The organism is Prolixibacter denitrificans (genome assembly GCF_003014495.1).
Taxonomy (GTDB): domain Bacteria; phylum Bacteroidota; class Bacteroidia; order Bacteroidales; family Prolixibacteraceae; genus Prolixibacter; species Prolixibacter denitrificans.
In genome coordinates this window covers 60,985-83,084 of the sequence record NZ_PYGC01000001.1, presented here as the reverse complement: position 1 = coordinate 83,084, position 22,100 = coordinate 60,985, and the positions used below count along the sequence as shown (strand labels likewise).

General features: G+C 44.9%; 20 protein-coding genes. 8 read left to right on the top strand and 12 right to left on the bottom strand.

The window, feature by feature from the left end:
- Window positions 1-38: 38 nt before the first annotated feature.
- The 3 genes from CLV93_RS00345 to pheT all read right to left on the bottom strand — a co-directional run bounded on the left by CLV93_RS00345 (window position 39) and on the right by pheT (window position 4,587).
- Window positions 39-1,085: a phosphotriesterase family protein gene (locus tag CLV93_RS00345; RefSeq protein WP_211297710.1), complete on the bottom strand. Its 1,047-nt coding sequence runs from the start codon at window positions 1,083-1,085 to the stop codon at window positions 39-41.
- A 66-nt stretch (window positions 1,086-1,151) separates the two neighbouring features.
- On the bottom strand, window positions 1,152-2,060 hold the full coding sequence (locus tag CLV93_RS00340; protein WP_106540187.1) for a DMT family transporter: 909 nt from the start codon (window positions 2,058-2,060) through the stop codon (window positions 1,152-1,154).
- Window positions 2,061-2,130: 70 nt separating this feature from the next.
- A complete protein-coding gene (pheT, locus tag CLV93_RS00335) occupies window positions 2,131-4,587 on the bottom strand; it encodes a phenylalanine--tRNA ligase subunit beta (RefSeq protein ID WP_106540186.1) in 2,457 nt (818 codons plus the stop codon).
- A gap of 332 nt (window positions 4,588-4,919) precedes the next feature.
- Here pheT and CLV93_RS00330 point away from each other — a divergent pair, with 332 nt between their 5' ends.
- Entirely contained in the window at window positions 4,920-5,282 is a 363-nt protein-coding gene (locus tag CLV93_RS00330; RefSeq protein WP_106540185.1) for a hypothetical protein, read from the top strand.
- 107 nt (window positions 5,283-5,389) lie between these two features.
- Here CLV93_RS00330 and CLV93_RS00325 read toward each other — a convergent pair whose 3' ends face one another.
- The 5 genes from CLV93_RS00325 to CLV93_RS00305 form a co-directional block, all read right to left on the bottom strand.
- Window positions 5,390-5,845: an NUDIX domain-containing protein gene (locus CLV93_RS00325; RefSeq protein ID WP_106540184.1), complete on the bottom strand. Its 456-nt coding sequence runs from the start codon at window positions 5,843-5,845 to the stop codon at window positions 5,390-5,392.
- The gene (gene miaA / locus CLV93_RS00320) at window positions 5,842-6,759 is read right to left on the bottom strand and encodes a tRNA (adenosine(37)-N6)-dimethylallyltransferase MiaA (RefSeq protein WP_106540183.1); all 918 of its coding nucleotides are present in this window, start codon (window positions 6,757-6,759) and stop codon (window positions 5,842-5,844) included. Before miaA ends, CLV93_RS00325 begins: the two co-directional genes overlap by 4 nt.
- Window positions 6,760-6,833: 74 nt before the next feature.
- Complete coding sequence (locus CLV93_RS00315) at window positions 6,834-7,025, bottom strand: hypothetical protein (RefSeq protein ID WP_106540182.1); 192 nt, start codon at window positions 7,023-7,025, stop codon at window positions 6,834-6,836.
- Between the two features lie 342 nt (window positions 7,026-7,367).
- Window positions 7,368-7,745, bottom strand: a complete 378-nt coding sequence (locus tag CLV93_RS00310; RefSeq protein WP_146141921.1) for a CCC motif membrane protein — start codon at window positions 7,743-7,745, stop codon at window positions 7,368-7,370.
- A gap of 143 nt (window positions 7,746-7,888) precedes the next feature.
- Window positions 7,889-10,150 (bottom strand): aconitate hydratase, encoded by a 2,262-nt coding sequence (locus CLV93_RS00305; RefSeq protein ID WP_106540180.1) that lies wholly within the window; start codon window positions 10,148-10,150, stop codon window positions 7,889-7,891.
- A gap of 117 nt (window positions 10,151-10,267) precedes the next feature.
- Between CLV93_RS00305 and CLV93_RS00300 the strand changes: the two genes are divergently transcribed.
- The 5 genes from CLV93_RS00300 to CLV93_RS00280 all read left to right on the top strand — a co-directional run bounded on the left by CLV93_RS00300 (window position 10,268) and on the right by CLV93_RS00280 (window position 16,311).
- On the top strand, window positions 10,268-11,539 hold the full coding sequence (locus CLV93_RS00300; RefSeq protein WP_211297709.1) for an ABC transporter permease: 1,272 nt from the start codon (window positions 10,268-10,270) through the stop codon (window positions 11,537-11,539).
- 137 nt (window positions 11,540-11,676) lie between these two features.
- Complete coding sequence (locus CLV93_RS00295; protein ID WP_106540178.1) at window positions 11,677-13,806, top strand: TonB-dependent receptor; 2,130 nt, start codon at window positions 11,677-11,679, stop codon at window positions 13,804-13,806.
- Between the two features lie 19 nt (window positions 13,807-13,825).
- The gene (locus tag CLV93_RS00290; RefSeq protein WP_106540177.1) at window positions 13,826-14,461 is read left to right on the top strand and encodes a tetratricopeptide repeat protein; all 636 of its coding nucleotides are present in this window, start codon (window positions 13,826-13,828) and stop codon (window positions 14,459-14,461) included.
- A gap of 42 nt (window positions 14,462-14,503) precedes the next feature.
- Window positions 14,504-15,541 (top strand): sensor histidine kinase, encoded by a 1,038-nt coding sequence (locus CLV93_RS00285; protein ID WP_106540176.1) that lies wholly within the window; start codon window positions 14,504-14,506, stop codon window positions 15,539-15,541.
- On the top strand, window positions 15,538-16,311 hold the full coding sequence (locus CLV93_RS00280) for a LytR/AlgR family response regulator transcription factor (RefSeq protein ID WP_106540175.1): 774 nt from the start codon (window positions 15,538-15,540) through the stop codon (window positions 16,309-16,311). Before CLV93_RS00285 ends, CLV93_RS00280 begins: the two co-directional genes overlap by 4 nt.
- A gap of 336 nt (window positions 16,312-16,647) precedes the next feature.
- Here the strand turns inward: CLV93_RS00280 and gap are convergent, their stop codons facing one another.
- A complete protein-coding gene (gap, locus tag CLV93_RS00270; RefSeq protein WP_106540173.1) occupies window positions 16,648-17,661 on the bottom strand; it encodes a type I glyceraldehyde-3-phosphate dehydrogenase in 1,014 nt (337 codons plus the stop codon).
- Window positions 17,662-18,215: 554 nt separating this feature from the next.
- Here gap and CLV93_RS00265 point away from each other — a divergent pair.
- Both CLV93_RS00265 and CLV93_RS00260 read left to right on the top strand, forming a co-directional pair.
- A complete protein-coding gene (locus CLV93_RS00265; RefSeq protein ID WP_106540172.1) occupies window positions 18,216-18,968 on the top strand; it encodes an NADPH-dependent oxidoreductase in 753 nt (250 codons plus the stop codon).
- A gap of 37 nt (window positions 18,969-19,005) precedes the next feature.
- Complete coding sequence (locus CLV93_RS00260) at window positions 19,006-19,791, top strand: lipopolysaccharide kinase InaA family protein (RefSeq protein ID WP_106540171.1); 786 nt, start codon at window positions 19,006-19,008, stop codon at window positions 19,789-19,791.
- On the opposite strand, the gene CLV93_RS00255 is transcribed toward CLV93_RS00260, so the two are convergent.
- The 3 genes from CLV93_RS00255 to CLV93_RS00245 form a co-directional block, all read right to left on the bottom strand.
- Window positions 19,766-20,506: a glycosyltransferase gene (locus CLV93_RS00255; RefSeq protein WP_106540170.1), complete on the bottom strand. Its 741-nt coding sequence runs from the start codon at window positions 20,504-20,506 to the stop codon at window positions 19,766-19,768. The two genes, CLV93_RS00260 and CLV93_RS00255, sit on opposite strands and share 26 nt — an antisense overlap.
- Window positions 20,507-20,508: 2 nt before the next feature.
- Window positions 20,509-21,564, bottom strand: a complete 1,056-nt coding sequence (locus CLV93_RS00250; protein WP_170108827.1) for a glycosyltransferase family 9 protein — start codon at window positions 21,562-21,564, stop codon at window positions 20,509-20,511.
- Window positions 21,565-21,629: 65 nt separating this feature from the next.
- Window positions 21,630-22,004, bottom strand: coding sequence for a DUF6165 family protein (locus tag CLV93_RS00245; protein WP_106540168.1), 375 nt, complete (start codon window positions 22,002-22,004; stop codon window positions 21,630-21,632).
- Window positions 22,005-22,100 lie beyond the last annotated feature (96 nt).

Sequence of the window (22,100 nt, the reverse complement as noted above, 5' to 3'; positions counted from 1 at the left end):
GAAGTTACAAAAATAGGAACAGGAAGTGACCGGAAATGTTAATCCGAAGTTTTGTCAGCCTGTTTCTGCAGTTTGCGTACGCGGATGGTAAAAGCGTTTTCCGGATTGGTCACCAGGATTTGGTTAATTTCATCCATAGTATAACCTCCTCTGTCGAGCAATATCATCAACGTATCGAAAATGGTGGAGTATTCTCTGAAATCGCCTCCATTAGGTTCTCCCGGAGAGTACCAACCTGCATCCTGAGAAATGAGAACCCGGTCGAGTCGTCTGGCGGCTTTAAAGTATTTGAGAAGATCCAGCATCCGGCTGACCATTTTGTACTCGGGAGTAAGATTGTCGAAGGCAACCCAGGTTCCCATATCGGCAGCGGTGAGGATTTTATCCATTTTCGGCTCAATCATGGCGTGTGTCCAGATAAAAGCTGACGGCGCAACTCCGTATTCATCCAGAATTTTCAACTGCGAAAAGGCAGGTCCGGCCAGTCCCGTATGCGACATGATGGTCAATCCGGTTGCCAGGTGCGTGATGCAGGCAGCTTTCACAATTTTAACGTCCATGTCGGTCATCGGGTCATTCACACCTATCTTAATGAATCCGGGTTTAATGCCAGTATCTCCAATCCCGTTTTGGGCCTCATCTATCCAGCGGGCTGCAATTTCTTCCGCACTCAAATCGTAGGCTTCCTGAGGTAAGTATTTGTAATTTCCGGCAGCGTACCAACCTGTATTGGTAATGAAATTCATGCCGGTTTTTTCCGACAGCTCTTTTAGCAATTCAGGGTCACGGCCCAGAAACTGCGGCGTTCCGTCGACAAACGTATTTACATTATATTGTTTCAGCGCTTCCAGGTAGGGAAGAACCCTTTTCACCACATCTTCACGATTGTACCGATCGGCGCTGATGCTGTCGGCACAGATAAAATCGACCAGTATGTGTTCATGCGAAAGCGTAACGCCCATCTGTGAAGCCGGAATTTCTCCGGTCACGGTCATTACCTTCGAATCATCGTGTTGACAGGAAAATAAGAATGCAGTCATGAGTACGAGCATGACCCGGTTCAGTTTGGTAAAGCTAAGATTCATAAGTTCGTTTTGTTTAGGATGGCAAAAAATAAAAAAAAATAGCCAGCTAAACTCAACGAATGGCCATCAAACTTTCTTACGCTTTCGCTTCACCACCAATACCGCACCGGTAAGCACAAGAATAGCAGCCAGATAACCTTGCGGGGAAATATTTTCCGGCGGAATCCAGGAAACATGTTGTTCCGACAGGATGGCCATGGTAATGAAGGTGATGATGGGGTTCATAGCAACAATGATGCTGATTTTATTCGCTTCAATGTATTTGAAGGCAGCTCCCAGCGTTCCGTATGCAATTAGCGTATTGGCAGCAAGAAAAATCAGAAGAATCCACCAGCTTGGTGTGAGGGTTGCTAAATGATCAAATTTGGCTGCAGGCATAAAAAGAAGAGCTGGTAAGCCATATATGAACATGTTCATTGCTTGTGCATCGTGGGTTTGCACCAGTTTTTTCTGAAACACAGCGTAAATACTCCAGGCAAAAGCTCCTGAGACAATCCAAAGTACGCCCGTGTTGAAATCAGCTTCTTTGCCTAACATAGTGATCAATTGCTGGCGGTAGAAGAGTAAAAAACCTACCGAGGCAACTACGAAACCGATAATTTGCCTTTTGGAAAGTTTCTCTTTGTAGATGATGATGCCGGCCAGTGCCAGCAAAACCGGTCCGAGCTGAATGATGACCTGTGCATTCCCCGGTGAAGTGTAACTAACTCCCTGCATGAATCCGAGGTAATTCCATCCAAGCGCGAGTGCTGCGACCACCAGAATAAATGGCGGTTTGATGAGAATCCGCAACATTTCCCGGTTTCGGAACAGGAAGAAAGAAAACAAAGCCAGGAAAGCGATGGTAAAACGAAACCAGACGATGGTGTACGAGTCAACCATGGTTGAGGCTACTTTTAGGGCAATGGCCAGAAATCCCCACAGGAAGGCTGTCGTCATGGCCAGCAAAACACCTTTGGTTGTATTGGGCGTCATCAGCGTTGTGAATCAAGAAAGGGCCAATCCGAACATCCGAATTGGCCCCGAATTATTTTATTAATGATGATTATCGTAACTGAGCATTCAGTTCGCGTTCGAACGCGCTCAGCAACTTCTTCATCACTTTGTCAATCTGCTTATCTTTTAGTGTTTTCTCCTCGTCGCGCAGGAAGAAACTTACCGCGTATGATTTCTTGTCTTCCGGAATGTTTTTCCCTTCATACACGTCGAAAATGCTGACGTTGCGTAAGAGTTTCCGTTCCGTTTTGTAGGCAATTTCTTTTACACTACTGAATTTTACATCGTTATTGAGCAAAAGAGCCAGATCGCGGCGCACTTCCGGATATTTGGGAAGCGGAGTATAAGAAACACCATTCTTGTCCAAAAGTTTCAATATGGCGGTCCAGTTCAGGTCGCCGTAAAAAACGTCAGTGTCCACGTCCGTAGTCTTTTTCACCTTCGAACTGACATAACCGATTTGTGCCACCGATTGATTATTGAACTTGTATTCCAGTCCCGAAGAGAAAATATCAGAATCAACCGTATCCACCTGGACTTGCATTACGTCCAGTCCCAATCGTGTCAACATATTTTCCACGAAAGCTTTCAGTGTAAAGAATGTGGTCGGACGACTCTGAGTGGTCCAGTTCTCCGGTTCATCTTCGCCGGTAATCCACAATCCAATGTGTTCCTCCTCGGCGAAATTCTTCACTGGGTTGTCGGTAGACTTGTTTCCTTTGAACTTGTATACATTACCGAATTCATACAGCTTCAAATCCGGATTCCGGTAGTTGGTATTCCGGGCAACCGCCTCCATGCCTCCAAAAATCAATGTTTGGCGCATACCGTTCAAATCGGAACTCAGCGGATTGTATAACTCAACGGTATTTTCAGCTTTGAAACTCTCGAGCTCTTCATAGTAACCGGCTTTGGTCAGCGAATTCGACATGATTTCGTTAAATCCGTTAGCCGTCAACATTTCAGAAAGCAAATTCTGGAGTTTCATCTTATCAGGAAACTCCGCATTCTGGATAGTTGATTTTACGGCACTTTCGGGCTCTACATTATTGTAACCGTATACCCGCAAGATTTCCTCAATTACATCGGCTTCCCGGCGTACATCTACACGGTATGGTGGAACCAGCAAATCAAGGTTATCCGGAGTTTCTGCTTCAATTTTTATTTCGAGAGCAGAGAGAATACTTTTCACGGTTTCGGCCGGAATCTCTTTCCCGATAAGGCGGTTGATATGTTTATATGAAACCGTTACCGGGAAATAATCCATAATGGAAGAATCGGCTACTACATCGACAATGTCGGATGAGATGGTTCCGCCGGCCAGTTCTTTGATCAACAATGCTGCTCTTTTCAGTGCATAAATCACGTTGTTCGGGTCGACGCCGCGTTCAAAGCGGAACGACGCATCGGTATTCAATCCGTGGCGACGGGCCGTTTTCCGGATATAAACCGGGTTGAAATACGCACTTTCCAGGAAGATGGCCGTGGTCGATTCTTTTACACCTGATTTGATTCCCCCGAAAACACCGCCGATACACATTCCTTCCGATTCGTTGCAAATCATCAGGTCGTTGGCATCGAGTTCGCGCTCCTCTTCGTCAAGGGTGACGAACTTCGTACCGGCGGGAAGCGTTTTTACGATTACCTTGTTGCCGGCAATTTCAGCTGCATCGAAAGCGTGAAGTGGTTGGCCGGTTTCAAAAAGCACGTAATTAGTGATATCGACAATATTATTGATCGGACTCAGTCCAATCAAACGCAGCCGGTTCTGGAGCCATTCGGGTGATTCCTTTACGGTAATACCGGAAATGGTTACTCCGGAATAACGCGGGCAGGCTTCTTTATTTTCAATGGTTACCGGAATATCCAGGTCATGATTGTCCACCGAAAAATGATCTACCGAAGGAACGTGATAATCGATATTCCCGTTTTGTTTCAAATAAGCAGCCAGGTCGCGGGCGACACCGATGTGTGAAGCACCATCGATACGGTTCGGGGTCAGGTCAATTTCAATGACATAATCACTTTTTACATTGAAATAGTCACTGGCGGGCATACCAACTTTTGCTTCGGAAGGTAATACCATAATACCGGCGTGGTCGGTTCCGAGGCCAATTTCGTCTTCGGCGCAAATCATCCCTTCCGAAACTTCGCCCCGTATTTTCGCTTTCTTGATCAGAAATTCTTTATCTCCGTCATAAAGTGTAGTTCCAACAGTTGCTACGACTACTTTTTGTCCCTGCGCCACATTGGGAGCACCACAAACAATGGGACTTTCTATTCCGTTGCCCAAATCGACCGTAGTCAAACTCAGGTGATCGGAATTGGGGTGGGGAACGCAGGTTTTCACTTCACCAATGACGATCCCTTTCAAACCTCCTTTTACGGTTTCTACCTCATCTACGCTGCCTACCTCGAGGCCAAGTTGGGTCAGGGTTTCAGCCACTTCCCCGGGAGTTAAATCCAGGTCAATATAATCCTTTAACCAGGTGTATGATAGCTTCATTTTTCGATGTTTAATTCAGCTTATTTTCAGAATCAACAAATGTAGAGAATTTCACCCCAAAGCCCAAACCCTTTGTTCGCGAAGAGATTTGGCAATTTTTCGGAAGAAAAACAGTTATATAGCATGAAGGATATATGTTGAAGAACAGATGATTGAAAGCAAAAACGGGATTTAGGAAATTTTTTTTTCATAAATTTCTCAAAGTTGTTTTTTAGATGTCCTGAATTACTATTTTTCGACCATATAAACGAAGTAAATGCTGCCGGAAACAGTTTGGCAGTCAAGATTGGAAAAAACGAACGGAATTATTTCAGACCTAAATTGATTTGCAGATGGATAGAATAACTAAACCCCGGGTTGTAAAGGATTACGATAAACTTCCCACCGATACGCAGACGCAGATAAAAATCCAGTATCCTTTTGGATTTGCAGACAATCTGGTAACCTACACCAATTCGAAGGGAGAGATTGTTTCGGCTTTGCCTTTTGAAGCGGAAGAATTTTACTACCTGGTCCGAATGACTCGTGATGAGGCGTACGAGATCATCGAGAATGATGATGACTATGATGACGACGGAACATTGCGCGATGATTTCGTGATGGAGGGTCTGGAGGATACAGAAGAAGAAGTTGAGGAAATTGAAGATGTAGCGGACGAAGACGATGAGGAAGATGAGGAGGATGACGATTATTGATTTGTCCCCGAAAGTCTGCCAATAATTAGTTCCGATTATTATACAACCGGATTTAGGAAAATAATGAGTTGAGCGGAGGCACATAACGATGTTTCCGCTTTTTTATGTTAATGGATCCCGTCCATTTGCTGCAACATGTTACCCACTTTTTGGTCAACCGGAAAACTGAGCTGTTGCCCGATATTTTCGATGGGACACCACCGGAAATGCATATCGCCGTTTGTATTCAGGTTGGAATAATCTTGTTCCCCGGAAACCGGAAAATCAGTTGAAAGTTCATTGGTAAAGTCAGCCCGGTAATAGATGCTCATCAGTTGAGTTTCCTCGAAAAACTTTGCTTGTTGGAAAAAGTCGGTGGTGTAAAAGTGTTGAATGTTTTTAATCTCCTGCTGCATTTCTTCCCTGAACTCTCGCCGCAGGCAATCGATGGTTCCTTCACCATATTCGAGTCCGCCACCCGGAAATTTGGTCATTGGTTGTCCTAACTGGAATTCGTCGGTCAGCAGCACATTTCGTCCTTTTAAAATCAATCCATAAACCCGTATGGTGAAGTCCCCTTTCATGCTTTCTCGTTCTGCGAAAGTTGTTCGTCAATATATTGTAATACCTTTTCTTTCTCATCAGGGTGAAACCAGCGAATGTTTTTATCACGCCGAAACCAGGTAAGCTGTTTTCGTGCATATTTCCTGGAGTTGGCCTGGATTCGTTCGATGGCATGTTCCAGCGTGAAATCTCCGTCGAAATGGGCAAAGAGTTCCTTGTAGCCAACAGTATTCAACGGGTTCAGGTGGCGCTTGTAGTAAACACCGCGGGCTTCTTCGACTAAACCTTCTTCAATCATCAGTTCCACGCGCCGATTGATTTGGTCATACAGTTCGGTCCGGTCGCGGTTTAATCCAATCTTGATGATATCGAAATGTCGTTTTTTGGCTTCTTCTCTCCGTAAGGAAGAATAAGGTTTTCCGGTCATGTAATAAATCTCCAGTGCATGGAGAATGCGTTTGGGATTTTTCAGGTCGACCTGCTCATAATAGTCCGGGTCGAGCTTTTTCAATTCTGTGCGTAAAGGTTCCAGTCCCTCATTTTCGAACCGGTCGAGAAGTTTTTGACGCAGTTCCTTATCAACCGTCGGTAGGTCATCGATTCCTTTGCATACAGCGTCGATATAGAGCATGGAGCCGCCGGTCATCAAAACCGTTTGATGGTTTTGGAACAACTTGTCCAGCAAATTCAGCACATCGTATTCGAATTTGCCGGCGTTATATTCATCTTCTACCGAAAGGTTTTGAATCATATGATGGGGAACCTGTTGCAAGTATTTTTCTTCCGGAACAGCAGTTCCAATTCGGATTTCTCTGTAAAGCTGACGAGAATCGCAGGAGATAATTTCGGTGTGGAGGTGCTTGGCAATTTCAATGCTGAGATCTGTTTTTCCTACACCGGTAGGACCAAGCAAAACAAAAAGGGTATTTTTCATGAATGGGTTGCACGGGTTTTGTGCAAAGGTAGTAAGGGGGGCCGGAAATAAAAAAGGGGCCAAAGCCCCTTCAGTTATAAGATCTCGTCGATGTCTCCGTAGATTTGATTCAGATCCTCCAATTCACCGAAATCAGAGTACTCGTCCAAGTTATCCCATTCCGTTTCCATAAGTAAGTCGTTTTCTCTGGTTTTGACGTCAAGGAACTGAGACGGGGCTACGCTTTTCTTAAAGGTAACCTCCGGTGCATTAAGGTTCTTTTCCATGATAATCGTATTTAGTTCAATAAATTAAGATCTAATCGGAAAATGTTTTCTGTTTTTATTTTTTTAAGCACAATCCTTTTCAAAACATCAGACAGCTTTCATTTTCTGATGCCGCTTCCGCCAAGGCTGATTATTTTTTATAGTATGACTTGATGGCTAGTAATCCAACTGTCAAATTTGCGAGCTGTTTTTTAAGTCCTTGAAAAAGAAAAACTAAAACTCGTTTAAAACTTTCTTTTAAGAACTATTTTCATAAACAGCATTTCAAAGTAAAAGATGAAATTCTAAAATCGGTTAGAAATTGTATTAAAAAATGTTAAAAAATGTAGAATCAAACTATTTTTATAATTGGATACTTCCATGTGTAATTTGATCCCACGGGATGAATGCTCCAAGCAATCCGAGGATGATTCCGATAAGAATAATTTTTAACACGGCGATGACGATTCCAATGATGGCACAGGTCTTTCCGCTACGGATATTAGAAAAAGAGGATAGTGTGTAAAGTCTTGGTGTTTCGTTATATAGGCGCTCTGCGTTGCGGGCCATTACGAGGCTGACAACGCCGGCAACGATACCTACAAGACTGTTGAAAAATGAAATAATAAGGGCGATGATTCCGAGAATTAATACGACCGATGCATTAGGAATTTCATGTTGAAAGGAGTGTGGAGCTCCTGTTTGATTCGTTTGCTCATTTTGCATGTTTTCTGATTCCATACCTTTGTTTTTCTGATTGTTAGTTGGTGTAAATATAAGGAATGAGATTGATAATATCCAAATTTTAGAATAATAGGATGGAAAGTTTAAATTGTATAAAAAAAGCCGGTTGATACCGGCCTTTTTTATCATTTATGGTGATATTACTGATTTTCTTTAATGAAATTCAAACATGAACCGGCTTTGAACCATTCAATCTGTGCTTCATTGTAAGTATGATTGGCAACAATTTCGTCGGTTGTGCCATCTGCATGGTGAAGTACCACGATCAGTGAACTACCCGGAGCAAATTCGGTCAGTTTCAATACATCGATGGTATCGTCTTCCTGTACTTTGTCGTAATCGGCAGGATTGTCGAATGTCAATGCCAGCATACCCTGTTTTTTCAGGTTCGTTTCATGGATGCGGGCAAATGAACGAACGAGTACAACCCGAACGCCGAGATGACGTGGTTCCATAGCTGCGTGCTCACGGGAAGAACCTTCGCCGTAGTTTTCGTCGCCAACGATAACCGAGCCGATTCCTTTGGCCTTGTAATCACGTGCAGTTGCAGGCACTTCACCGATTTCACCGGTCAGCTGGTTTTTCACTGCATTCGTGCGCTCGTTAAAGTAGTTGACGCCACCAATCAACATGTTGTTGGAAATGTTGTCGAGGTGTCCACGGAAACGGAGCCACGGTCCGGCCATCGAAATATGGTCAGTGGTACATTTTCCTTTTGCTTTGATCAACAGTTTCATGCCGGTCAGGTTTTCTCCATCCCAGGGCTCGAACGGTGTAAGCAACTGGAGACGTTCTGAATCCGGTTTCACGACAACGTCTACATTTTTGTTTTCAGACGAAGGCGGGATGAAGCCCGGGTCTTTTACGTCAAAACCTTTGGCTGGCAAATCATCACCAGTCGGTTCGTCCAGTTTAACTTTCTCTCCTTTCGCATTTTCCAGGTAGTCGGTTGCCGGATTAAAATCGAGCGTACCGGCAATCGAGAATGCTGTTACGATTTCGGGAGAAGCCACAAAACCGTGAGTTTTCGGGTTACCGTCGTTACGCTTGGAGAAGTTCCGGTTGAACGAAGTCATGATGGAGTTCTCATCCAGGTCTTCGGCATTGTGACGCGCCCATTGTCCGATACAGGGGCCGCAGGCATTGGCCAGAACCACACCACCAATTTTCTCGAATGTATCGAGGTAACCGTCGCGGTCAACCGTATAGCGAACCTGCTCGGAACCCGGAGTAACGGTGAATTCAGCTTTTACTTTTAAATCTTTATCGAGAGCCTGTTTAGCTACTGATGCAGCCCGGCTGATATCTTCGTACGATGAGTTGGTACACGAACCAATCAAACCAACTTCCATTTTCAGCGGCCATCCGTTTTCTTTGGCTACTTTACCGAATTGTGAAACGGGAGTTGCCAAATCCGGAGTGAACGGACCATTGATATGCGGTTCCAGTTCCGAAAGGTTGATTTCAATAATTTGATCGTAATAAGCTTCCGGATTCTCCATCACTTCAGCGTCAGGGCGAAGGTGCTCTTCAATTTTGGAAGCCATCTCAGCCACGTCTGTACGTCCGGTCGCTTTCAGGTATTTTTTCATCGACTCATCGAACGGGAAAGTGGAAGTTGTCGCTCCGATTTCAGCACCCATATTACAGATGGTACCTTTTCCGGTTCCGGAAATCGATTCAGCTCCGGGGCCAAAATATTCAACGATGGCTCCGGTTCCTCCTTTTACACTCAGGATTCCGGCTACTTTCAGAATCACATCTTTCGGAGAGGTCCATCCGCTGAGTTTTCCGGTCAGCTTCACACCAATCAGTTTCGGGAATTTCAGTTCCCAGGGCAGTCCGGCCATCACATCTACGGCATCAGCTCCACCTACACCAATGGCAACCATTCCCATACCGCCGGCATTCGGGGTATGCGAGTCAGTTCCAATCATCATTCCACCCGGGAAAGCGTAATTTTCGAGCACCACCTGGTGGATAATTCCTGCTCCCGGTTTCCAAAAACCAATTCCATATTTTTTCGAGGCCGATGCCAGAAAATCGTATACTTCTTTGTTGTTCTGTTCAGCTTTCGTGAGGTCCTCTTTTGCTCCTTCCTTTGCCAGGATCAGGTGGTCACAGTGAACGGTCGAAGGGACCGATACCTGATCTTTTCCGGCTTGCATAAACTGGAGAACGGCCATCTGTGCAGTGGCATCCTGCATAGCGACGCGATCGGGTGAAAAGTTGACGTATGAATCACCACGTTTAAACGGTTCGTTAGGAAGATCACCGGAAAGGTGAGAGTAAAGAATTTTTTCACTAAGGGTCATGGGACGCCCAAGAAGTTTACGGGCTTGCGCGATTCTTTCAGGATAACGTTCGTACACCTGACGAATCATTTCAACATCGTATGCCATTTTTTAATCGATTTATTTAGATATGTCGCAAAATAACATTTATTAATCATAAACGAATACAAATCCTAAAGGTTTGTAAGGGGGGAATTGTTTCAAAATGTTTGAAATATTTCTACCTTGGAGAGGCAAACCAAATTGCTCATGCTGTTCAATCCGCTCACCACAGAAAATGTCTTTATGGCCATCCAATCCATCCGGGGAAACTGGGTGCGGTCAGTCTTGACAATTCTGATCATTGCAGTTGGAATTACAGCATTGGTGGGTATCCTCACGGCGATTGATTCTATCAAAAATTCCATCACAGCAGAATTTACGCGGCTTGGCGCCAACACCTTCACCATTCAGAGTCGCGGCATGCGGGTACAAGTGGGCGGAAACCGGTATCGTAGTAAGAATTACAGCTACATCAGTTATTTCCAGGCGCAGGAATTCAAAAACCAGTTCGATTTTCCGGCTGATGTGTCCATTTCTGTTTTTGCGACAGGAATCGCAACGGTTCGGTACGAATCGCAAAAAAGCAATCCAAATGTCAGGGTGCTTGGTGTGGATGGTAATTACCTGCAGACCGCCGGTTATGATATTAGTAAAGGGCGAAATTTTGCTTCACAGGAAATTCATTCGGGGAGCAATGTAGCCTTATTGGGAAATGGCTTGGCCCGCAAACTTTTTCCGGGAATTGTTAATCCCACTGGCAGGATTATCTCCATCGGAACGGCGCGTTACCGCGTGGTGGGTGTACTTGCCGAGAAGGGAAGCGGCTTTGGTGCATCGGGCGACCGGCTAGTGCTGTTGCCCTATTCCAATGTGAGACAGGTTTTCTCGCGTCCGCAGATGAATTTTCAAATCGAGGTAATGCCCAAATCACCGCAGTTGCTTGATATTGCGGTGGGGGAGGCTGAAGGAGTTTTCCGCGTTGTTCGTGGCCTCAGCGTGACTGACGAATCCGATTTCAATATTGTGAAAAGCGATAACCTGGTAAATATTCTATTGGAGAATATCAAATACATTACGTTGGCAGCTACGATTATTGGCTTCATCACGCTGCTGGGAGCAGCGGTTGGTTTGATGAACATTATGCTCGTTACTGTTTCGGAGCGAACCCGCGAGATAGGCGTCCGGAAAGCGATGGGAGCCAACTCCCGTACCATCCGCCAACAGTTCCTGATTGAATCCATTGTGATTGGGCAATTGGGAGGATTGCTGGGAATTGTCCTGGGAATTCTCGCTGGTAATGGTGTTTCCGCTTTGGTAGGAAGCTCGTTTATCGTTCCGTGGCTTTGGATTTTTTCCGGGGTAGCCCTATGCCTTTTGGTCAGTTTGGTTTCGGGATTGATGCCCGCCATGCAGGCCGCTAAACTCGATCCCATCGAATCACTTCGCTACGAATAAGATTTATTCCCAAATGTCTTCTACAATTCATCCTGCCTGACAACCATTCGTCGGCATTATTTGACAGTTCGTCCGGTTCATTTTTCCTTTCTTTCTGACACACCGCAACTTTGGGGTACACAATATCCAAAATTGCGATGAAAAAAATTCAGCTCATATTCCTGTTTGCCTTGCTTTCGGTTACGACCTTCGGTCAGATTTCCATTCATGGGAAAGTGGTCGACACACGAAATCATCCATTGCCGGGTGCCAATATCTATTTTGAAAATACTTATGAAGGAACGACCTCCGATAGTGACGGAGTCTTTCAGTTGACTTCTGAATTGACGGGGGCTCAGCGATTGAAAGTGACCTTCCTTGGATACATTCCTTACACGGTTGCCATTCCGGCGAAAGCCGACACAGCTATGGTGATTAAACTGCAACCTGAAAATAACAAGGTCGATGAGGTGGTTATTACCGCGGGTACATTTGGCACAGCCGATGACGAACAGACGGTTACCTTGAAGGCCATCGATATTTTAACTACGCCCACATCGGAAGGAGACGTATACGGCGCTTTGCGAACCTTGCCGGGAACGCAACAAGTCGCGGAAGACGGACGACTTTTCGTGCGTGGAGGTGAAGCTTACGAAACCAAAACGTTCATCGATGGTATGGAAATGCAGCAACCGTACAGTAGCTCCACACCCGATTTGCCTTCACGCGGACGGTTTTCGCCCGAGCTGTTCAAAGGAACGCTGTTCAGTACCGGAGGTTATTCGGCGGAATATGGACAGGCTCTTTCTTCGGCGCTTATTCTGCGTACCATCGATTTGCCGGAGGAATCCGATGCTTCTATTGGTTTGCTGAACGTTGGTCTTCAGGGAGGCTACACAAAACGTTTCGATCGGGCATCCGTCAGTGTTTCCGGCGAATATTACAACCTCGGCCTCAATAACAAAATCAATCCGCCCCGTAAAGCTTTCGCTGAAGATCCGGTTCAAATGAATGGCCTGGTACATGCACAGGTAAAATCTGGAAAACAGGGAATGTGGAAGACACTTTACTCATTTAATCATCATAAGCTGATTGCTCCGTACGCCACGTCGTCGACGAATTGGGAGAATGTGGCATTAAATTCTTCCAACCAATATGTGAATTCCACCTACCGGAATATGTTGTCGGATGTCTGGATGGTTTATGGTGGAATATCGGGCGATTATTATGACGATCACATCAAAATGGAGGAGGGGAGTTACCACATTTTGGACCGTTACTCTCAGGGACGCGCCGGTTTGAAATACCTGCCCTCGGAAAAGGTGAAAATCAACATGGGGTTAGATGCTAACTGGCACGACAATGAACGCTCCAACGAGAATGTGGCCGGGCAGAAAGCTGGCTTCACACAACGAACACTCGCTACCTATGCTGAGGGAGAGCTTCAGTTGGGCGACAACTGGGCTGTTCGTTTAGGCGTACGACCCGAATATTTCGGTCTCCTGCAAAAGGTAAAAGTAGCTCCGAGACTTTCACTTGCCCGGAAAACCGGAGAGCACAGTCAGCTTTCACTGGCTTACGGAGCCTTCTACCAAAATGCACCCGATGAGTTCTTGGCCTTCAACCACCAACTGAAAGCCGAAGAAGCAAAGCATTTCATTCTGAATTATCAATATTCTTACGATAAACGGGATTTCCGGGTTGAGACCTACTACAAGGATTACCAGAATCTGGTGAAATTCAACCAGGCTTCCAACGAATATGCTCCTTCTCACTATACGTCATCAGGAACTGGTTATTCAAAAGGAGTTGACGTTTTCTTCCGTGACCGGAAAAGCATTCCACTGCTCGATTACTGGATTGCGTATTCGTACCTCGATACCAAACGCGACTACCGTGATTTTCCCGAAAAGGCAACTCCCGGATTTGTGGCTAAGAATACGTTGTCGTTGGTGGGGAAGTATTGGATTGCCGGCTGGAATACGCAGTTTGGATTTAGCTTAACCGCCGCCAGCGGAAGGCCGTATGATGACCCAAACACGCCGGAATTCATGGAACGGAAAGCCCCGGCCTATTCCAACTTTAGTCTGAATGCGGCACATCTGGCGTATCTCTTTGGTAACTACACTATTTTCTATTGCTCTGTCGGGAATGTGTTGGGACGTGACAAGCCCTACACCTACCGTTATTCCGATAAGCCGAATGGTTCCGGTGTATATGAGCGGATTCCCGTGCAGGCCGAAACGCTGCGTAGCATCATCCTTGGTGTCTTCATTCAAATTAAATAACAACTAAAAAAGCAACATCATGAAAAAAGTAGTTTCTATTATCGTCGTTGTGGTTTTTGCAGCCACCAATCTTTGGGCCCAAAATTATGCAGGTGCCATGCAGAACGCTCTTGCTAAAATGGGCGCAGCAAAAACACCTTCGGAATATGTCGCTGCATCGCAGATTTTCGAACGTGTCAGCCAGGTGGAAACATCGAAATGGATGCCGGCTTACTACGGCGCTCTGTCACTCATCAACGGAAGTTACACCGGAAAAGAGAAGGAAAAACGCGACCAGATGCTCGACCAGGCGCAGAAGTTTATTGATACTGCACTGGAACGCTCACCGGAAAACAGCGAGGTGATGGCTTTACAGGGCTATTTGTACCAGGCACGTATTGGTGTTGATGGTTCAAGAGGACAGGAATTCTCGCAGAAAGCGGCAGGTGCTCTTAAAAAAGCGCTTTCGCTCGATGCCAATAATCCGCGCGCCACATTCCTGATGGCCATGAATGTTTACCATACACCAGCTTTTTGGGGCGGCGGAAAAGACAACGCTTTGCCGTTGTTCGAGAAAGCCGAAAAGCTATTCGCCGAACAGAAAATGTCGTCGCCGTTTGCTCCGGCATGGGGAAAAGAAACCAACCAACATTTTCTGGAAGAGTGCAAAAAGTAGTACGAATATTATGTTTCAACGCTTTTCATTACTTTTAACCTAATGGAAAAGATAGCAACCTCCTGGAAAAGACATCTGCGCGATCTGATAATTGTATTGTGCGTAGGGTTTGGAGTAACCCTTACCATGAATGATTTGAATTCAGTGATTCATTCGTTTTGGAACATATTATTATATAACACAATTATTGGGATGGGCCTGTGGAAAGGAAACGAATGGGTTACTTCGCTGGTACAGCATTGGTATCCCTGGAGAATCAACCGTTCGCGAACCTACTTATTGATGTGGACCGGGATTGTTGTGTACTCACTTTTCTTTGTATTTCTGTTCAACTTCCTCTGGGCCATTTTCATGAATCACGTTCCGGTTTACGAATTCATGAAATATTACAAGTTCACTGTCGTGATTGAGTTCCTTATTTCCATTGGTATCGCCGGGATTATTTACACCTCCATCTTCTTCAAAAACTGGAGGAACTTATTGCAGGAACACGCCGAAATGGAAAAGGCCAACATCGAATCGAAGCTGGCTGCTTTGCAAAATCAGGTCAATCCGCATTTTCTTTTCAATTGCCTGAATACACTCAATTCGTTGGTGTATGTCGACGCCGGAAAAGCCAGCCGGTTTATTGGTGACCTGTCGAAAGTGTATCGCTACGTACTGGAACAAGACGATGTGGTTACCCTTGCGGAAGAGGTTTCATTTTGCCAGTCTTACCTGGTGTTGGAGCAGTTCCGGTTTGGTGAAAAGCTGAAGGTGGATTTTCTTCTCAGCGGAAGCGAATCGGAGAAGATTCTGCGGATGGGGCTTCAGCTGATGCTGGAGAATGCCATTAAGCACAACGAAATATCCAACGAAAAGCCATTGCATATCGAAGTAAAACGGGAAGATAATTTTGTTGTGGTGAGGAATAATCTGCAACTAAAATCAACCCTGCCGGTGTCAGCCCGGATGGGACAGAAGAATTTACAGGAACGTTATCGTTTGATGGGGGAACGAGTCCCGGAGTTTGGTACGGAAGGAGAATTTTATGTAGCCCGTATTCCCTTATTCAGGAATGAAGAAACGCAATTATCATGAAGATACTGATTGTGGAAGATGAGCCGCTGGCTGCCGAAAGACTGGAGACGTTAATTCGAGAATACCTTCCGGAAGTCGACGTGGCGGGTCCGTTCGATAGTATTCGTCAGACAGTTGCCTGGCTGAAAAAGAATGGTGCTCCGGAGTTGGGTTTCTTCGACATTCAGCTGGCCGACGGATTGAGTTTTGAGATTTTCGAACAAGCCGACGTTTCCTGCCCGGTGATTTTTACAACGGCATTCGATGAATACGCGTTGAAAGCTTTCAAAGTAAACAGCATCGACTACCTGCTGAAGCCCATCGGAAAAGAGGAGCTTCACTCGGCGTTGGAAAAATATGAGCGTCTTTTCAGTCAAACCGGCAATCAGGAAAAGATCTCAGTTGAGGCGATTGACAAAATCTACCGGATGATGACAAAGAACTACCGGACCCGGTTTTTGATAAGGGTAGGGGAGCATCTTCGTCCACTGGACATTGCCGATGTGGTTTATTTTTATTCACAACAGCGGGCCACTTTCGTGTTAACACGTGAAGGAAAAAGCTACGATCTGGACTTTACCCTAGACCAGTTAGAAACGGAACTCGATCCGAAGCAATTTTTCCGGGTCAACCGGGGAGCTTTGGTCAGTTTGAGTGCCATCCGCGATGTGCTGATTTATTCGGGTAACCGCCTTCGCCTGAAATTGGAGAAAGAACCGGACGAACCGGTGCTGGTCAGTCGCGAGAAAGTATCGTTATTTAAGCGATGGCTGGAAGGAGGAAATTCTTAAACCTCGTTCTCGGTGACTTCAGCGGACCAGAACTATTTTTATTCCGGGCTCTCCAGGAAAGGGAAATGATTTAGAAGAATTTGCTTTCAATCGGGTGCGCATTGCTTTTTCATTTCCTGCGCAGGAAAATTTGCTCGGGTGCGCATCCGTTGCTGAAGCAGTGCGCGGGGAATTTTTTTTTCTGCGCAGCGGATTGAAAAACGGTTTACCAGTGGTTTTTGGGAAGCTGAAATGGATTGGCTATCCGCGAAAGCGAACCCCAGCGAAAGGAAATAAAAAACCCGGGCAGAAACCCCGGGTTTTAATATTGTGATTTGGTCGATGACCGTTGATTGATTACTTGTGATCAACAGTTGCCATGTGGTTGATGAGCTCAACAACCTTGGTTGAGTAACCCATTTCGTTATCGTACCAGCTAACAACTTTTACGAAGTTGTCGTTGAGGCCGATACCAGCACCAGCGTCGAATACTGAAGTACAGGTTTCGCCAACGAAGTCAGTTGAAACAACTGCATCCTCGGTGTAACCCAGAATACCTTTCAGTTCACCTTCAGAAGCTTCTTTCATTGCAGCGCAAATAGCTTCGTAAGAAGCAGCTTTTTCCAGACGGCAAGTCAGGTCAACTACAGATACGTCAGGAGTAGGAACACGTAGTGACATACCAGTCAGTTTTCCGTTCAGCTCAGGAATTACTTTACCTACAGCTTTAGCAGCACCGGTAGAAGAAGGGATAATGTTCTGACCAGCACCACGGCCACCACGCCAGTCTTTCAGTGAAGGACCGTCAACAGTTTTCTGAGTAGCGGTAGTAGCGTGAACGGTTGTCATCAAACCTTCAACAACGCCGAACTTGTCGTTCAATACCTTGGTTACAGGAGCCAGGCAGTTAGTAGTACAAGATGCGTTAGAAACGAAAGTCATGTCAGAGGTGTATTTTTTGTGGTTAACACCCATAACGAACATAGGAGTATCGTCTTTAGAAGGAGCTGACATTACAACTTTCTTGGCACCTGCATCGATGTGCCCCTGAGCTTTTTCTTTGGTCAGGAACAGACCAGTTGACTCAACAACGTATTCTGCACCAATTTCATCCCATTTCAGATCTGCAGGGTTTCTCTCGGAAGTAACACGGATTGCGTTACCGTTAACAACCAGTTTACCGTCTTTTACTTCTACAGTGCCATCGAAACGACCGTGAGTAGAATCATATTTGAGCATATATGCCATGTAATCAACATCAATCAAGTCGTTGATACCGACAACTTCAACATCATTACTTTTTGCGGCAGCACGGAAAACCAAACGTCCGATACGACCGAAACCGTTAATACCAATCTTAACTTTAGACATAATTGATTCTTTTAAAGTTTTATAGGATGAATTAGAACCTCTAATTAAATAGTCCCACAAAGAAACAATATATATTCAAAAACATCAAATTTTTGTTGTTTACCTTTTTGTTAATTCTGATATTACGCGGTTCTGATTGTTTGTGTCTGAAAATGAGGATATAAAAGTCCGATATTTTGACGGTTTTTACTACTTTTTATACCACATTGAATGGTTCTGTTTGGCGACCCGTTTATTTGATTTTGCGGTGTAACCGGTACACCCACATGAGCGACATTGGGTGAATAAAAAGGCGCTTGCCATAATCATAATAAAAAGGAGGCTTTTTTTCTTCATATTGAGTCGTTTAAGATGGTTTTCTGTCTGAATTCTGTTGTCATTCTACTTTATAATTCTCTCCTTCCATTACTTTCCGTGTTTATTATCAGGAGGTAACGAAAAAGCTTCGTTGCGGCAAAATAGTACTAATTTTCGGCGATACCTTTAATTGGTCATTATTTTTGCCCTTTCGTTTTTCCTATCTTTGCATCTCAAAATCATTATCTTTTGACGTTATGGCACTCATAGATACATTATTAAACCATCGTACCATTCGAAAATATACTTCAGAACCGGTCGATAAGCCGATGCTGAATAAAATACTGGAAGCCGGAACGCGGGCCTCTACTACTGGAAACATGCAGGTTTACAGTATTATTGTGTCGAAGGACCAAAAAATGAAGGATAAACTGGCGCCATGTCACTTCAATCAGCCCATGATTAAAGAGGCTCCGGTTGTGTTGACCTTTTGTGCGGACTTCAACCGGTTTAATAAATGGTGCAAGCTGAGGGACGCCGAACCGGGATACGATAATTTCTTGTCGTTTGTTACAGCGGCCATCGATGCGCTGTTGGTGGCCCAGAATGTTTGTGTTGCTGCCGAAAGTGAGGGAATGGGGATTTGTTATCTGGGAACTACCACGTATCTGGCCAAAAATATCATCGACGTGTTGGAGCTTCCGAAAGGTGTCGTGCCAATCACGACGGTTACGCTTGGATGGCCTGCTGAAGATCCGGAGCAAATAGACCGTCTTCCGCTGGAAAGCGTTGTTCATAACGAGACATATCATGACTACTCTGATGAAGATATTGACCGGATGTACGCAGAGAAGGAAGCACGCGAAGATTCGAAAGGATTTGTAGCCGAGAATAACAAAGAATCGCTGGCGCAGGTTTTTACGGACATCCGATACAAGAAAGCCGACAATGTAACGTTCTCTAATATGCTGCTGGAGGTACTCCGTGAGCAGGGTTTTATGAATCAGTAATCAGTTGTGAAGGAAGTTTTACTCTTCCATCAAACTCATGAAAGAAAAAAATAACTACCAGATAGCTCCGGAATTTCGAGAACTTGAAAATTGGGTGGCTAACCTGCGGGAAGAGTTTGCTCAAACAGGGCAAACGATTTTCAAGTCGAGGAACGAGGTGAAGATTTTTGAGAAGGGCGACAGGATTATCAATGTCAAATCGTTTAAGTTGCCGAACCTGCTCAACAAGTTTGTGTACGTTTATTTCAGAGGTTCAAAAGCGGCCCGTTCGTTCGCTTACGCAGAAAAACTCTTGAAATTAGGTGTTCCGACTCCACAGCCGGTCGCTTATGCCGAGTACATTCGGGGCGGTGTATTAAAGGAGAGCTTTTACGCTTCGCTGCACTTTAAATACGATTTTACCTTACGGGAAGTGTTGAATTACCAGGTCAGTGAACGCGACCGGATTTTGCGACAATGGGTGGCTTTCACGTTTGAGAAACTCCACAAGAACGGCATTTTCCACCTCGATTATTCTCCTGGTAACACCCTCATTCGTCACGATGGTGATGAGTACCACTTCAGTTTGATTGATTTGAACCGGATGAATTTCGGTGAAATCGATTTCGAGAAAGGATTGCACAACTTTCGGCAGCTCGATACCGACCGGCAAACATTGGAATTACTAGCTACTGAATATGCCTTGCTGAATGAGAAAGATCCGGGACTGGCGATGCAAAAATTGCTGGAATTCGACCAGAAAAATAAAAATTACCGTCACCGGAAAATGAAATGGAAAAGTACTTTCCGGAAATTAATTAGATTCGGTCGCGCTTCTGAGTAAATTTCTTGAGATAGTACAAAATCGGATTTTTGTATTTAAGCATTTTCCACGGACGGCTTCCGTGTGGTTTATGAATCACCGGATTTTTCAGGCTGATGTAATTGCTGAATCCCAATTGGCGGGCTCTTTTCGTAATATACACATCGTACCAGTCGCGGCTGCTATCTAGTTCCGCAAAGTCGAAAGCTTTCATCAAATCATTGGAAAGAACCGTGCAGCAGAAACTCATACTTCTCGGTGTCTGGTACACTTCTGGCATACTTTTCTTCACGTAGCTGTATGGGAAATTGATATTCCCGTAACTGTCGGTTGTTACGGAACCAACCAAACCAGCATCCGGTAATTGTTCCGTCAACTCAACTAAGGCTTCCAGCGTTTCCGGCTGAGCAATCACGTCCGATTCGATAATAGCCAGGTGAGCACCTTCTTCAAGTGCCATTTTTCGGGCCATGTTCAGTGTTAGACGGTAATTGGGAGAGGGGTGACTGGTATAATCGCTGAGGTGGACGATTTTCAGTTGGTATTTTTCCTGGTTCTCATTCAGCCATCCAATGGTTTCTTCATTGCTGAAATCATCGAAAATATAATAAGGTATGGTGTTCGTTCCGGAACGCAAAGTATCGATAGTATGCATAAGCGTTTCCAGCGAGTCTTTGATTGGTGTAATAATAATCAGCTTCTTCATGTCGTGGTCGTTGGTGAAAGACGTAGCCACTGCTACTGAATTTGAAAAAGATTAAGTTGTTCCATTTTACGGAACACAATATTGGGAGTTAGCATTTCCATGCATTTTATGGTTTCGTGAATACATGGTTTGTTCCCGAAAACCGAACAGGGACGGCACGCCAGTTCGTCTGCAGGAGTTTGCAGACTGTATTCCTCCGGTTGTCCCAAAGCGTAAAATCCAAACGCCGGATGGGTTGCTCCCCAGATGGAAATTGTTTTGGTTCCGGTCAGCGCTGCAATGTGCATATTGGAAGAGTCCATTGACAGCATGAAATCCATTCGGGTAATTAGCGCAATCTCTTCCGAAAGATTCATTTGGCCGGCTACCAATGTAATGTGGTCATTGTCGGTTGATAACGCTTGCAACTTTTCGATTTCTTCTTGTCCTCCGCCAAATAAGTAAAAGTGAGCCTGATACTTTTCGTTAATCAGCTGCATCAATTGCCGGGCATTTTCCAATCCCCATATTTTTGTTGCATGAGTGGCGAACGGTGCAAAACCAATCTTCAGTGTTTGTTCCGGTAATTTTTGGCTTTCCAGGTATTCCTGAATTTTTTCGCTCGCTTTTGCGGAAGAGGCAATGGCGGGAACTGGCGACATCTGAACATTGAAGCCGGCTTTTCTGAAAACATCGCAATAACGTTCCGAAGAATGTTTTAGCTGTTTGATCTCTTTTGTTTTCAGCAGCTCTTTCTTTTCTTCTCTCCCTTTGTCGATGTAGAAAACAGACGTGCCGGCCGCGCGAAAATAACTTCTCACTAGTTTTGTCCGAAGAACATTGTGCAGGTCGATAACCGTTTCAAACCGGCCTTCTTTCCGCAAGTCGAGAAAAAGCCGAAATAAACCACCAAAACCTTTGTGTCTTCCTTTTAAATCGGGGAAGTAGAGCTGGAGTCTGGGGATTCCTTCAAAGAATGGAGCAAAAAACGGGCGGGTAACAAAAGTGATGGACAGGTTCGGATTTTCCTCAAGCATTCCCCGAATAACGGGAACCGTGAGGGCTACATCACCCATGGCGGAAAGTCGGAAAACTAAAATACGTTGCACCGGCATATAAATTTAATCCCCGGCAACACGAATGAAGCCGGGGAGATATTTGTTCAGAACAAAAACTATTGATAGTCTTCGTAGCTTTTTTCTTCGACCAGGTTGGAACCTGTTTTTTCGTTGATGCGCCTTTTTACGTCCGAACGTTTGTCGTTGGTGAAATAAACGGCACGCGCTGTTTCGATGAAATCCTGCCCGAAATCCTTGTTGCGTTCCAGGTCGCGGATTCGATCTTCAATGTCCCAAAGCTGACAATTGATGTCATACAATTCCTTGTACAACGCGTCTTTTTTGTCGATGATTTGGGAAACGGCTTCATTCAGCACTTCGTATTCCTTTTTCAGGTTCACCAGTTTTGCTTCATCCGAAATTCGTTCCAGTTTAATTTCGATGATGGTCAGTTTATCTGCAATCTCTCCGTTGGAAACCTCAATTTTCATTATCTAAATATTGAATGTTTGATACCCGACAAATGTACGGGATTTAATCTTCTTTACCTCGAAAAATGTTTTTGCCGGAATTTTGCTCCTGGCTTC